Origin of the sequence: Microbacterium sp. TNHR37B, assembly GCF_001620065.1 — a bacterium.
GTDB lineage: Bacteria > Actinomycetota > Actinomycetes > Actinomycetales > Microbacteriaceae > Microbacterium.
The window spans coordinates 80,310-94,065 of the sequence record NZ_LQGV01000002.1; the positions used below are offsets into that span (position 1 = coordinate 80,310).

The 13,756-nt window shown below is 70.6% G+C and carries 11 protein-coding genes; 10 read left to right on the top strand and 1 reads right to left on the bottom strand.

What is annotated here, in order from left to right:
• The first annotated feature begins 22 nt into the window (after positions 1 to 22).
• A complete protein-coding gene (gene pheS, locus AVP41_RS08010) occupies positions 23 to 1,078 on the top strand; it encodes a phenylalanine--tRNA ligase subunit alpha (RefSeq protein WP_067163080.1) in 1,056 nt (351 codons plus the stop codon).
• Positions 1,078 to 3,588 (top strand): phenylalanine--tRNA ligase subunit beta, encoded by a 2,511-nt coding sequence (gene pheT, locus AVP41_RS08015; protein WP_067163082.1) that lies wholly within the window; start codon positions 1,078 to 1,080, stop codon positions 3,586 to 3,588. The genes pheS and pheT overlap by 1 nt, the downstream gene beginning before the upstream one ends.
• A 47-nt stretch (positions 3,589 to 3,635) precedes the next feature.
• On the opposite strand, the gene AVP41_RS08020 is transcribed toward pheT, so the two are convergent.
• A complete protein-coding gene (locus AVP41_RS08020) occupies positions 3,636 to 4,760 on the bottom strand; it encodes an AAA family ATPase (RefSeq protein ID WP_067163084.1) in 1,125 nt (374 codons plus the stop codon).
• A 63-nt stretch (positions 4,761 to 4,823) separates the two neighbouring features.
• Between AVP41_RS08020 and AVP41_RS08025 the strand changes: the two genes are divergently transcribed.
• The 8 genes from AVP41_RS08025 (at position 4,824) to argF (ending at position 13,753) form a co-directional block, all read left to right on the top strand.
• Entirely contained in the window at positions 4,824 to 5,609 is a 786-nt protein-coding gene (locus AVP41_RS08025; RefSeq protein ID WP_067163086.1) for an ABC transporter ATP-binding protein, read from the top strand.
• Positions 5,591 to 7,174, top strand: coding sequence for a hypothetical protein (locus AVP41_RS08030; protein WP_067163088.1), 1,584 nt, complete (start codon positions 5,591 to 5,593; stop codon positions 7,172 to 7,174). Before AVP41_RS08025 ends, AVP41_RS08030 begins: the two co-directional genes overlap by 19 nt.
• Positions 7,175 to 7,247: 73 nt before the next feature.
• Positions 7,248 to 8,225: an NAD-dependent epimerase/dehydratase family protein gene (locus AVP41_RS08035; RefSeq protein ID WP_067163089.1), complete on the top strand. Its 978-nt coding sequence runs from the start codon at positions 7,248 to 7,250 to the stop codon at positions 8,223 to 8,225.
• 219 nt (positions 8,226 to 8,444) lie between these two features.
• Complete coding sequence (gene argC / locus AVP41_RS08040) at positions 8,445 to 9,509, top strand: N-acetyl-gamma-glutamyl-phosphate reductase (protein WP_067163091.1); 1,065 nt, start codon at positions 8,445 to 8,447, stop codon at positions 9,507 to 9,509.
• Positions 9,506 to 10,663: a bifunctional glutamate N-acetyltransferase/amino-acid acetyltransferase ArgJ gene (argJ, locus tag AVP41_RS08045; RefSeq protein WP_067163092.1), complete on the top strand. Its 1,158-nt coding sequence runs from the start codon at positions 9,506 to 9,508 to the stop codon at positions 10,661 to 10,663. The genes argC and argJ overlap by 4 nt, the downstream gene beginning before the upstream one ends.
• Positions 10,660 to 11,556 (top strand): acetylglutamate kinase, encoded by an 897-nt coding sequence (gene argB / locus AVP41_RS08050; protein ID WP_067163094.1) that lies wholly within the window; start codon positions 10,660 to 10,662, stop codon positions 11,554 to 11,556. Before argJ ends, argB begins: the two co-directional genes overlap by 4 nt.
• The gene (locus AVP41_RS08055; protein WP_067163095.1) at positions 11,556 to 12,833 is read left to right on the top strand and encodes an acetylornithine transaminase; all 1,278 of its coding nucleotides are present in this window, start codon (positions 11,556 to 11,558) and stop codon (positions 12,831 to 12,833) included. Before argB ends, AVP41_RS08055 begins: the two co-directional genes overlap by 1 nt.
• The gene (gene argF / locus AVP41_RS08060) at positions 12,830 to 13,753 is read left to right on the top strand and encodes an ornithine carbamoyltransferase (RefSeq protein ID WP_067163097.1); all 924 of its coding nucleotides are present in this window, start codon (positions 12,830 to 12,832) and stop codon (positions 13,751 to 13,753) included. The genes AVP41_RS08055 and argF overlap by 4 nt, the downstream gene beginning before the upstream one ends.
• Positions 13,754 to 13,756 lie beyond the last annotated feature (3 nt).

Below are 13,756 nucleotides of genomic sequence, written 5' to 3' on the forward strand. Positions count from 1 at the left end.
GCCGCCGGTAGACTCGACTCTCGTGTCTGACGCCCCTCACCCCGACTCGCCGGAGATCACTCCCGACGCGGTCGAGAGCGCGGTTGCCGCCGCCCTCGCCGCGATCGACGCTGCCGCGACGACCGCCGATCTGAAAGCCGCACGCAACGCGCACGTCGCGGAGGGCTCACCCCTCGCGCGTCTGAACGCGCAGTTGCGTCATGTCCCCGCCGACCGCAAGGCGGAGTTCGGAAAGCTCGTCGGGCAGGCACGTGCCCGCGTCGCGCAAGCCGTGGCGGCACGCGAGTCGGCGCTGGAGGCGGCGGAGACGGCCGCGCGCCTGGAGGCCGAGCGCGTCGACATCACGGCGCTGCCGCATCGTGGGCGCATCGGCGCCCGCCACCCCCTGACTCTCCTTCAGGACCAGATCGGCGACATCTTCGTCGGAATGGGATGGGAGGTGGCCGAGGGGCCCGAGCTCGAGCACGAGTGGTACAACTTCGACGCCCTCAACCTCGACGCCGACCACCCCGCGCGGCAGATGCAGGACACCTTCTACGTCGATCCGGTCTCCTCGCATCTCCTGCTGCGGACGCAGACGAGCCCCGTGCAGATGCGCTCGATGCTGACCCGAGACCTTCCCATCTACATCGTCTCGCCGGGGCGCGTCTACCGGACCGACGAGTTCGACGCGACCCACCTGCCGGTCTTCAGCCAGTTCGAGGGCCTCGTCGTCGACAAGGGCATCACGATGGCGCATCTGCGCGGCACGCTCGATCACGTCGCCCGCGCACTGTTCGGCGCGGAGGCCAAGACACGACTGCGCGCCAACTACTTCCCGTTCACCGAGCCGTCCGCCGAGCTCGACCTCTGGCACCCCACCTTCAAGGGCGGTGCCCGCTGGATCGAATGGGGAGGCTGCGGGATGATCAACCCCAACGTGCTGCGCGCCGCGGGCATCGACCCGGAGGAGTACTCCGGCTTCGCCTTCGGGATGGGGATCGAGCGGACGCTGATGTTCCGCTCGGACGTCAAAGACATGCGCGACATGGCCGAAGGCGATGTCCGGTTCAGTGAGCAGTTCGGAATGGTGGTCTGATGCGCGTCCCGCTGTCGTGGCTTCGCGAGTACGTCGACGTCGCCGGGGGGGCGACCCCCGACGATGTGCTGGCATCGCTCGTCTCCGTCGGCTTCGAAGAGGAGGACGTCCACGGCTTCTCGCTGACCGGACCGATCGTCGTCGGTCAGGTGCAGGAGTTCGTCGAAGAACCCCAGTCCAACGGCAAGACCATCCGCTGGTGCCAGGTCGATGTCGGCGAGGCGCACGGGGGAGTGCGGGGCATCGTCTGCGGTGCCGGCAACTTCTTCCCCGGCGACAAGGTCGTCGTGACCCTGCCGGGCGCGGTGCTTCCGGGGCCGTTCCCGATCGCCGCCCGGAAGACCTACGGTCACGTCTCCGACGGCATGATCGCCTCGGCGAAGGAACTCGGTCTCGGTGAGGAGCACAGCGGCATCCTGCGTCTGGTCGAGCTCGGACTGGACCCCGAAGTGGGCACCGACGCGATCGCTCTGCTCGGGCTCGATGACGTCGCCGTCGAGGTCAATGTCACCCCCGACCGTGGCTACGCCCTGAGCCTGCGCGGTATCGCCCGGGAGTACTCCCACGCGACGGGAGCGACGTTCCGTGACCCCGCCGATCGGCCGTTCGAGTCGCTGGAGCAGCCCACGTCGGGCTTCGACGTGTCCGTCGTCGACGACGCGCCGTTGCGGGGACGCGTCGGTGCGAGCGAGTTCGTGGTCCGGGTGGTGCGCGACGTCGATCCGACCAAGCCCACCCCGGCCTGGATGGTCGCCCGTCTCACCCTCGCCGGCATCCGCCCGCTCGGCATCCTCATCGACATCACCAACTACGTGATGCTGGAACTCGGAAACCCCATCCACGGGTATGACCTCGACCGCCTGAGCGGGGGCATCACCGTCCGGCGTGCTGCCGCGGGCGAGCATCTGGTGACCCTCGACGGAAAGGACCGCGCGCTCGACCCGGAGGATCTGCTGATCACCGATGACTCGGGCCCGATCGGTCTGGCGGGGGTGATGGGCGGGGCGAGCACGGAGATGACGGGCGCCACGCGCAACGTGCTGATCGAGGCCGCCGTGTTCGACCCGGTCACGATCGCGCGGACCGCGCGTCGGCACAAGCTCCCCTCGGAGGCGTCCAAGCGCTTCGAACGCGGTGTCGATCCGCTCGTCCCGTTCGTCGCTGCCCGGAGGGTCGCCGACCTCATGGTCGAGTACGCGAGCGGAACCCTCGACCCCGTCGGCGGGGCACTGTTCGCGGAGGTCTTCGCGGCGTCGATCGATCTTCCGCGCGACTTCGCGGCGCGTCTCATCGGGGTTGCGTACACCGACGCCGAAGTCGTGGCGGCGCTGGAGACGATCGGGTGTGAGGTGTCGAGCGATGACGCCGGCAGCTGGTCGGTCATCCCGCCGACGTGGCGTCCGGACCTGACCGACAAGTGGACGCTCGTCGAGGAGGTCGCGCGGATCACCGGATACGACCGCATCCCCTCCGTCCTGCCGCTCCCGCCCTCGGGTCGCGGATTCACGCCGTCGCAGGCGGGGCGGCGTCGAGTCGCCAACGCGCTGGCGGCGGCGGGGCTCGTGGAGACGCCGTCGTTCGGGTTCACGACCGAGGAGCAGAACGACCTCCACGGATCGGCAGACGGCGCGCATCTGCCGAGCGTCAAGCTCGCCAATCCGCTCGACGGACAGGCGCCGTTCCTCCGCCGCACGCTGGTGCCGGGGCTCCTGCAGGTCGCACACCGCAATGTCGCTCGCGGGCTGACCGACCTGGCGCTGTTCGAGATCGGCACGGTGTTCATCCCGGCGCCGGGCGTCCGGTACGGCACGGATGTCGTGCCTCCGCCCGCGGTGCGCCCGGATGCCGCGACGCTCTCGATGCTCGATGCGGCCATCCCGCCGCAGCCGCGCCACGTCGCGGTGCTCCTCGTGGGTGATCGCGTCGCCAAGCAGCCGGGGCAGCCGGCTGTCGCCTTCGACCTCGCCGACGCGGTGGATGCCGTCCGCGCCATCGGGGCGGCCGCAGGCTTGTCGCTCGACATCGTCCAGACCACGCGCGCCGCCCTGCACCCCGGGCGTGCCGGAAAGGTGCTGGCCGGCGAGGTCGAGGTGGGCTACGTGGGAGAGCTGTTGCCGTCGATCTCGGCGGAGGCAGACCTGCCCGGGCGCGTCCTGGTCGCCGAGCTGGATCTCGATCGTGTGCTGGACACCGCGCGCGGACGCGTCGTCGCGACGGCCCTCTCGGCCTATCCCGCCGCCACACAGGACGTCTCGCTCGTCGTGGACGTCGCCGTCACGGCGGCCGAGGTCGAGCGCGCGATCGTCGATGGTGCCGGCGAGCTGCTGGAGGCGATCGATCTCGTCGACGACTACCGCGGAGCGGGCCTTCCCGAGGGGGCGAAGAGCCTCACGTTCGCCCTCCGGTTCCGGGCGCCCGATCGTACCCTCACCGCTGCCGAGGCGACGACGGCGAAGCTCGCCGGGGTCGCTGCGGCGCGGGAGCGATTCGGCGCGACGCTTCGCGAGTGAGGGCGGCGCGCCGCCGACTCACCCGCGTCCGGGAGTCGGCGAGTCGCTCACCGAGTGCCCCAGTTCCAGGCGGGCACGTCGAGGAACCCCTGACCCTCGATCGCTGTGCCGTCGGCGGATGAGCGCAAGCTCACCCGCGCCGCATCGGGCAGAGCCTCGACCAGGGCCGCGGCGTGCGACACGACGATCACTTGCGTCCGCGTGGCGGCGCGCTGGATGAGCTCGGCGAGCGGAGCCAGGAGAGAGGCGTGAAGACTTGCCTCCGGCTCGTTCAGAACGACCAGCGGTGCGGGTCGTGCCGGCAGCAGCGCCGCGCACAGCAGCAGATAGCGCAGGGTTCCGTCCGACAGCTCGCCGGCATCGAGCCGCCGCAGGAGCCCGGGCTGGCGCAGGCCGATCCGGAAGACTCCGTCGTCGGCGTGGATCTCCACCGATGCGCCGGGGAAGGCGTCGTCGACCGCCCGAGCAAGACCTTCTCCCTCTCCCGCTTCGGTGATCGTCGCCCACACCGCCGCCAGGTTCGCCCCGTCGTGGCCCAGCAGATGTGAACGCGTCCCGATCTGAGGACGGCGCGCGGGCGCATCGGCGTCGGTGCGGAACTGGTCGTAGAACCGCCACGAGGTCAGTGTCCGACGAAGTGTCAGCAGCTCCGGCGCCGTGTCGCCATCGGCCAACTCGGTCAGCATCGTCGCCGACGACTCGAGCGACTGGGCGAGGCTCCGCCACCCGTCCTCGCGGACCCGTACGTGGGCCCGGGAACGGTCGATGAGGACGGTGGACGGCTTGGCCACCGCTCCCGCGAAGACCTGCTCCCGTTTGATCTCCGGATCGCGCGCGAACGCGCTCCGCTGGTCGGTCTGGGGGATCCCCAGATCGATGAGGTAGCCGAGCTCGTCCGCGGCGACGCCCAGCTGCACCGCGACCGGCCGGCGCCGGACTGTGCCCTGGGAGCCACCGTCTTCCGGACCCGCCCACAAAACCGAGGGGAGCCCGCCCTCGCGGGCCAGCGCTCCCACCACATCACCACTTCCGGCCGACGCCAACAGGCGCAGGGCGCGGTACAGGTTGGACTTGCCCGATCCGTTGGGGCCGGTGACGACGGTGAGAGGGTGCAGTGGCACGACGACGTCTCGCAGGGAGCGGTAACCGGCGACGGCGAGGGTGCGGAGCATGACACCACCCTGCCATCGGCGGCCGACACGGGCCCGTGAACGCGAACGCCTAAGCTGGGGGAGATGAGCGAGGACGCAACGAATCACGACCGGCCCGCGCCGGCACTGCGGATCGAGGGTCTGAGCAAGCGCTTCGGGGCCAAGGTCGCCGTTGACGGCATCGACCTCGAGGTACCGGCAGGGTCGTTCTACGGACTGGTCGGACCGAACGGAGCCGGAAAGACGACGACGCTGTCCATGGCCACCGGGCTCCTCCGACCTGACACGGGAAGGATCTGGGTCCACGGCGTCGACGTCTGGGCAGACCCCACGACCGCGAAGCGGATGATCGGCAACCTCGCCGACGGGGTGCGCCTGTTCGACCGCCTCACCGGCGAGCAGCTCATCACGTACACCGCGATGATGTTCGGGCTGCCGCGAGCCGAGATCGCCCCGCGCGTGGCCGACCTCATCGCGATGATGGATCTGCGCGAGGCCGCCGGGACGATCGTGGCCGACTACTCCGCCGGGATGACGAAGAAGATCGCCCTCGCGTGCGCGCTCGTCCACGCGCCGCGGCTGCTCGTGCTCGACGAGCCGTTCGAGTCCGTCGATCCGGTCTCGGCCGCCAACATCGAGGACATCCTGCGTGGCTACACCGCGTCGGGCGGGAGCGTCATCGTCTCGAGTCACTCGATGGATCTCGTCCAGCGCATGTGCGATCACGTCGCAGTCATCGCCGGAGGCCGCGTGCTGGCGGCCGGCACCACCGACCAGGTGCGCGGGGACTCGAGTCTCCAGGACCGCTTCATCTCACTGGTCGGCGGTCGTCACACCACACAGGGGCCCGAGTGGTTGCGACAGTCCTGAGGCTGCGGTACCGCATCCTCGCGAACGACCTCTCCCGCCGGCCGTGGCAGCTCGTCGGGTTCTGCTTCGGGATCCTGGGGGCGGTGTCGGCCCTCGGCCTCCTTGCGGTGGGTGCCGTCGTGCTCGCCCTCACTCAGCCGGAGGGGACCGGAGGCGTCATCACCGTCGTGGGCGGCTCGGCGCTGCTCCTGGGCTGGGTCATCGGTCCGCTCGTGGTCGCCGGTCTCGATGCGACCGTCGATCCGGCGCGGCTGGCGCCCTTCCCCCTGACACGCCGTGACACGATGCTCGCACTGGCAGCGGCGGGCGTCTCGGGCGTTCCGGGACTGGCGACGACCCTCGCCGCGGTGCTCGCATCGCTCGTCTACCTGCGGACACCGATGGCCGCAGTCGTCGCGGTGCCGATGGGGGCGCTGGCCGCGATGACCTGCGTCGTGGCGGCCCGACTCGTGGGGTCCTTGTCGTCCGGGCTGGGCAGCAACCGCAAGGGACGCGAGATCGTGGGAACGCTCGTCCTCGCGGTGGTCATCATGACCGGGCCGATCCTCTCGGGCATCGTCGCGCTGCTGGACCGCACCGCCGATCTCTGGCCGCGGCTGCAGGCGGTCGCAGCGATCCTGTCCTGGACCCCGCTCGGCGCCGCGTGGGCGGTGCCGGCCGACGTCGCCGCAGGCATGCCCCTGTCGGCTCTGGCCCGTTTCGCCGTGGCGTCAGCGACGCTCGTCGTGCTGTGGCTGGTGTGGGCGCGCTCGCTCGACGCGGCGGTCACGACTCCGGTGCGCTCCACCTCGCGCGCCGTACGGCCCGGCTCGCTCGGGCTGTTCGGTCGCTTCCCCGCCACTCCCATCGGCGCGACGTGGGCCCGTTCGCTCACCGCGTGGCTGCGCGATCCCCGGTATCTTCGGCAGCTGATCGTCGTCCCGCTCCTCCCGCTCCTGCTGGGGCTGACGGGAGGGGTGACCGACTCGCCCTTCATCGTTTCCAGCGTGATCGTCGCCCTGGTCCTGGCGATCGCGACGTACAGCGACATCTCCTATGACGGCACCGCCTTCGCCTCGGTGCTCGCCTCCGGCATCCGCGGCCGGGACGACCGCTGGGGGAGGCTCCTGGGTGCTGCCAGCGTGGGCGTCCCGATCGTCGTGGTCCTGGCCGTTCTCACGACTCAGCTGGCGGGAGCCCCGGAACGCCTGCCCGCGACCCTCGGGGCATCGCTCGGCCTGCTGCTGGCAGGGTACGCCGTCGCCGCCGTGTCCTCGGCGCTCCTCGTGACCCCCGTGGCCGCTCCCGGTGACAGCCCCTTCAAGACGGTCCCCGGGCAGACGTTCGTCAGCGGCCTCCTCGTCTTCGTCGTGATGGCCGCGATCTTCGTCCTCGCCCTTCCCTCCCTCGTGCTGGCCGTCCTGTCTGCGGCCACCGGCAACGGCGCGTTCGGCTGGGCGGCCCTCGCCGTGTCGCTCGTCGTCGGCGTCGGCGGGAGCGCCGCCGGGGTGGCCATCGGGGGTCGCATCTTCGATCGTGGCGCCCCGGAACTGCTCCAGCGGATCAAGGCGTTCCCGACGCGCTGAGGGTGGCGCTTCTCGGCGTCCGCCATGAGCGGACGGCCTGGCGTCAGCGCGGATCTCCTGCTGTGCTGAGCAGATGCGGAGAATCCTCATCCTCGGCGGCACCGGATGGTTGAGTGGTCGCGTCGCCCGGCGATGGACGGAGCGGGGCGCCGAGGTCGTCTGCCTCGCGCGCGGTTCCCGACCGGCGCCGGCGGGCGCGACCCTCGTCGCCGCCGACCGTTCCCGCCCCGACGCCTACGCCGCCGTCGCGGCAGAGCGCTGGGACGACGTCATCGACATCTCGTCGCGGCCCGGCCACGTGCGCGCGGCGCTGGCTGCCCTGGCACCGCGCTCGGCGCACTGGACGTACGTGTCGAGCGTCTCGGTGTACGCCGACAACGAGACCCCGGGTGCCGACGAGACAGCCGCAGTGGCCACCCCGGTCGCCTCCGACCACGGTGCGGACGCGGATTACGCGGGAGCGAAGGCGGCCGCCGAGGCCGCGGTGGCGGCGGCCGGGCTGACCTCGGCGATCATCCGGCCCGGACTGATCGTGGGCCCGGGCGATCCCACCGATCGGTTCGGATACTGGCCGGCGCGCTTCGCCGCCGCGGGGGCGGAGCCGGTTCTGGTGCCCGAGACGGAGGGACTGTTCGCACAGACGATCGATGTCGACGACCTCGCGGAGTTCATCGTGACGGCGGGGGAGCGGCGACTGTCCGGACCCGTCAACGCCGTCGGCCCGTCCCTGCCGCTCGCGGACGTGCTGCAGGGAGCGCGGACTGTGGCGGGCCACACGGGCGATCTCGTCTCGGCGCCGGCTGAGTGGCTCGTTGCCGAGGGGGTCTCGTACTGGGCGGGACCGCGCTCGCTCCCGCTCTGGCTTCCCGCCGATCTCCCCGGGTTCGCTACGCGCGACGATCGCCGATACCGCGCCGTGGGGGGCACCGCGCGTCCCCTCCACGTCACGCTGGAGCGCGTGCTGATCGATGAGCGCGTCCGTGGCGTGGATCGCACGCGTGCGGCCGGTCTCCTCCGCAGCGAGGAGCGCGCGCTCCTCGAGCGTCTGTGACGACACGCGCCGACGCGGATTTGCAGAGGCGTGCGCATCGCCGCTATCGTCGCGACATGCTCTCGGCCGCGACGCAGACCCCCCTCGTGGTCTTCCGCGCGCGCCGACGCCAGGGCGGCCGCCGACTCTAGGCGACCCCGAACGCTCCCCGTCGTTGTCGGGTGGAGCCGCCGGTGTCGCCGTCTCCGGCCCCGCTCCCTCAGACAATAAGGTTGGACAATGACCTATTCGGTCGCCGTTTCCGGCGCTTCCGGCTATGCCGGCGGAGAGATCCTGCGCACGCTCGCCGCCCACCCCGACATCGACATCCGCACCGTCACGGCGCACTCCTCCGCGGGACGACGCCTCGTCGACGAGCAGCCGCACCTTCGGTCGCTCTCGCACCTCACGATCCAAGAGACGTCGGCAGAGACGTTGTCCGGGCATGACGTCGTGTTCCTCGCTCTCCCTCACGGGCAGTCGGGCCCGTACACCGACGCGCTGTCAGAGGTGCCGCTGGTCATCGATGCCGGCGCCGACCACCGGCTGACCTCGGCGGCGGCATGGGACGAGTTCTACGGCGGTGTCTTCCACGAACCGTGGACGTATGGCGTGCCGGAGCTTCCGGTCGCGGGCGGCAAGCAGCGGGAGGCGCTCCGGGGTGCGACGCGCATCGCCGCGCCCGGCTGCAATGCGTCGACGGTCGCGCTGAGCGTCGCACCCGGTATCGCCGCCGGTGTCGTCGATCCGCGGGACGTGGTGTCGGTGCTCGCCGTCGGGCCGTCCGGCGCGGGGAAGAGCCCCAAGACGCACCTGCTGGCGGCCGAGATCCTCGGTAGCGCGAACCCGTACGCGGTCGGCGGCACCCATCGCCACATCCCGGAGATCGCGCAGTCGTTGATCGCGGCCGCGGGAGAGCGGGGGGCGGAGGTCGCCCGCAGCCTCCGACTGTCCTTCACCCCCGTGATCGTCCCGATGTCCCGCGGAATCCTCGCCACCACGGTCGTGCCGCTCCGGCCCGGTGTCTCCGACGCCGACGTCCGAGCCGCGTGGGAGGAGGCCTATGACGGGGAAACCTTCGTCCAGGTCCTCCCCGAGGGGCAGTTCCCGCGCACGGCCGACGTGATCGGTGCGAACACCGCGCTTCTCGGGGTCGCGGTCGACCGGCGGGCGGAGAAGGTCGTGATCGTGGCCGCCGTCGACAACCTGATGAAAGGCACGGCCGGTGCCGCCGTCCAATCCATGAACATCGCCCTCGGTCTTCCCGAGGATCGGGGCCTGACCGTGAACGGAGTCGCGCCGTGAGCGTCACCGCTGCCCAGGGATTCGATGCGGCGGGAGTCGCCGCCGGACTGAAGTCCACCGGAGCACGCGATGTCGCCGTGGTCGTCAACCGCGGCCCCCACTTCGCCGGTGCCGCCGTGTTCACCAGCAATCGCGCGAAGGCCAACCCCATCCTCTGGTCGGAGCAGGCCGTCGCCGATGGCCGGGTCCACGCGGTGGTCCTCAACTCCGGGGGAGCGAACTGCTTCACCGGGAGCTTCGGGTTCCAGACCACCCACCAGACGGCGGAGCTGGCGGCCGAACTGCTGGACGTCAGCCCCGGCGACGTCCTGGTGTGCTCCACCGGGCTCATCGGCACCGGTGACGAGGAGTTCCGCCGCAAGGTGCTCGAGGGGACGCGCGAGGCGGTCGCCCAGTTGCGGGGTGACGGCGGAGACGACGCCTCGCTGGCGATCATGACGACCGACTCCCGCCCCAAGCGCGCGGTCTCCGCCGGCTCGGGCTGGACGATCGGCGGAATGGCCAAGGGGGCGGGGATGCTGGCCCCGGGGCTGGCGACCATGCTCGTGGTCCTCACCACCGACGCCATCGTCTCCTCGGCCGACCTCGACCGGGCGCTGCGGAGCGCGACGCACGTCACCTTCGACCGCCTGGATTCCGACGGCTGCATGTCGACCAACGACCAGGTGACGCTCCTCGCGAGCGGTGCCACCGGAGTGACGGCGGATCTCGATGAGTTCACCCGCGTGCTCACCGAGGTCTGTCAGGACCTCGCCCAGCAGCTCCAGGCCGATGCCGAAGGCGCCAGCCACGACATCTCCATCCAGGTCGTCCACGCCGCCTCCGAGGAGGACGCGGTGACGGTGGGACGCTCGGTCGCCCGCAACAACCTCTTCAAGGCCGCCATCTTCGGCAATGACCCCAACTGGGGGAGGGTGCTGGCGGCGATCGGGACCACCCAGGCCCGGTTCGACCCCTACGACGTGGACGTCTCGTTCAACGGCGTCCGGGTGTGCAGCCACGGCGCCCCCGACCGCCCGCGTGAGGACGTCGACCTGACGCCACGCTCGACCGAGATCCTCATCGACCTCAAGGCGGGGGACGCGGAGGCCACGATCCTCACGAACGACCTCACCCACGACTACGTCCACGAGAACAGCGCGTACTCCTCATGACCGATCTCCAGCAGACCACTCCGGAGCAGGCGGCGCAGAAGGCCGGCGTGCTCATCGAGTCGCTGCCCTGGCTGCAGCGCTTCCGCGATCAGGTGATCGTCATCAAGTACGGCGGCAACGCGATGATCTCCGAGGAGCTGCAAGAGGCGTTCGCGCAGGACATCGCCTACTTGCGCTTCGTCGGGGTCAAGCCGGTCGTCGTGCACGGCGGCGGTCCGCAGATCTCGCAGATGCTGGATCGGCTGTCGATCCCCAGCGAGTTCAAGGGCGGCTATCGGGTCACCTCCACAGAGGCGATCAGCGTCGTGCGGATGGTGCTCACCGGCCAGATCAACCCGCAGCTGGTCGCACGGATCAACGCCTTCGGACCCTTCGCCACGGGCCTGTCCGGAGAGGACGCCGGGCTGTTCCGCGGGCGTCGCCGAGGGGTCGTGCTCGATGGCGTGCCACACGATCTCGGCTACGTCGGCGATGTCGTGGCCGTGGATCCGCAACCGGTGCGCGATCAGCTCGATGCCGGGCGCATCCCGGTGGTCTCCTCCATCGCCCCCGACCAGGACAACCCCGGGCAGTCGTTGAACGTCAACGCCGACGCCGCCGCCGCCGCCCTCGCTGTCGCGTTGGGTGCCTCGAAGCTCGTCGTGCTCACCGACGTGCCGGGGCTCTACGCCGATTGGCCCCGTCGGGACTCACTCGTCTCGCATCTGACCGCCGACGAACTGCGGGAGATGCTCCCTCGTCTGGAGTCGGGCATGATCCCCAAGATGCAGGCGTGCCTCGACGCGGTCGACGGCGGGGTCGACACGGCCGCGATCATCGACGGCCGCCAGCCGCACTCGGTGCTGGTGGAGATCTTCACGGAAAAAGGAATCGGAACAGAGGTCGTGGCGTGATGGAGGACGACGTGCAGACGCAGGTGGGAACACTGACTCAGACGCGGTGGCAGGAGGACGCGACGCGCGACCTGGTCCGAAACGCCGCCGATCGTCTCGCGCTCCTCACCCGCGGTGAGGGCGCCTATGTGTGGGACGACGAGGGCAAGCGCTACCTCGACTTCCTCGGCGGCATCGCCGTGACGTCGCTCGGTCACGCCCACCCCGTGTTCGTCGAGGCGGTGACCAGGCAGGCGGCCACCCTCGCGCAGGTGTCGAACTTCTTCGCCACGCCGCCCCAGCTCGACCTGGCCGCGCTCTTGAAGCGACTGGCAGGCACCGGCCCCTCGGGCCGGGTGTACTTCGCCAACTCGGGCGCCGAGGCCAACGAGGCGGCGTTCAAGCTGGCCCGGCTCCACGGTGCGGCCGAGCGCACCGGTACCGCCCGGCCCCGCATCCTCGCCCTGAAGAACGCCTTCCACGGGCGGACGATGGGAACGCTCGCCCTCACCGGCAAGTCGGCGATGCAGCAGCCGTTCCTCCCGATGGTCCCCGGCGTCGAGTTCATCGACACCACGATCGAGGCCCTCGAGTCGGCGATCGATGAGACGGTGGCCGCCGTGTTCATCGAGCCGATCAAGGGCGAGGCGGGGGTGGTGGATCTGCCGGAGGGCTTCCTTCGTGCCGCCCGTGAGCTCACGGCGCAGCACGGGGCGTTGCTGATCCTCGACGAGATCCAGACCGGTGCCGGGCGCACCGGCGAGTGGTTCGCTTTCCAGAGCGCCGGCATCGTCCCCGACGCGATCACGGTGGCCAAGGGCATCGCCGGAGGCTTCCCGATCGGCGCCCTGATCACGTTCGGCGACACCGGTGAGCTCTTCTATCCGGGAACCCACGGCTCGACCTTCGGCGGCAATCCGCTCGCAACCGCCGTGGGAGCCGCTGTCCTCCGCGAGATCGAGCGTGCCGACCTGCTCGCCAACGCCCGTGAGCGCGGTGCCCAGCTGCGGGATCGCATCGCCGCGATCGGCTCGCCGCTCGTGGCGGGAACGCGCGGACGGGGGCTGCTCGTCGGCGTCGCGCTCAGCCATCCCGTGGCCGGAGCCGTCGTGGCGGCGGCACAGGAACATGGCCTCATCGTCAACGCCGCCAACGACGACACGGTGCGGCTGGCCCCGGCGCTGACGATCGGCGACGTGGAGGTGGAGGAGTTCGTGGAACTGTTCACCCGCGCGCTGCGCACCGTCGAAGACGCCCTCATGCTCGATGACCACACGAACTCGGAGACCCCCGCATGACCCGCCACCTCTTGCGCGACGACGATCTCAGCCCGGCCGAACAGTCCGAGATCCTCGATCTCGCCCTGTCGCTGAAGAAGGACCGCTGGAAGCTGAAGCCGCTGGAAGGCCCTCAGACGGTCGCGGTGATCTTCGACAAGTCCTCGACACGCACGCGCGTGTCGTTCGCCGTCGGCATCGCCGACCTCGGTGGCTCGCCCTTGATCATCTCGACCGCCAACAGCCAGCTCGGAGGAAAGGAGACCCCCTCCGACACGGCGCGCGTGCTGGAGCGTCAGGTCGCCGCGATCGTGTGGCGGACCTACGCGCAGTCCGGCCTGGAGGAGATGGCGCGGGGAACCCGGGTGCCGGTCGTCAACGCGCTGAGCGACGACTTCCACCCCTGCCAGCTGTTGGCAGACCTCCTCACGATCCGCGAGCACAAGGGCGAGCTCCGCGGCCTGACGCTCGCGTTCTTCGGCGACGGCAAGTCGAACATGGGGCACTCGTACGTGCTGGCGGGCGTCACGGCCGGCATGCACGTCCGCGTGGCCTCACCGGTCGACTATGCGCCTCGCGAGGACGTGATCGCCGATGCTGATCGGATCGCCGCGGAGACCGGGGGATCGGTCACGCTCTACACAGATCCGCTCGAAGCCGCTGCCGGTGCCGATGTCGTCGTGACCGACACGTGGGTCTCGATGGGGAAGGAGGAGGAGAAGATCGCCCGCCTCCGCGACCTCGGCGGTTACAAGGTCACTCAGGAGACGATGGCGCTCGCCGATGACGCGGCGATCTTCATCCACTGCCTCCCCGCCGACCGCGGCTACGAGGTCGACGCCGAGGTGATCGACGGCCCGCAGAGCGTCGTGTGGGACGAAGCCGAGAACCGCCTCCACGCGCAGAAGGCCCTTCTGGTCTGGTTGCTGCGCCAGCAGTGACCG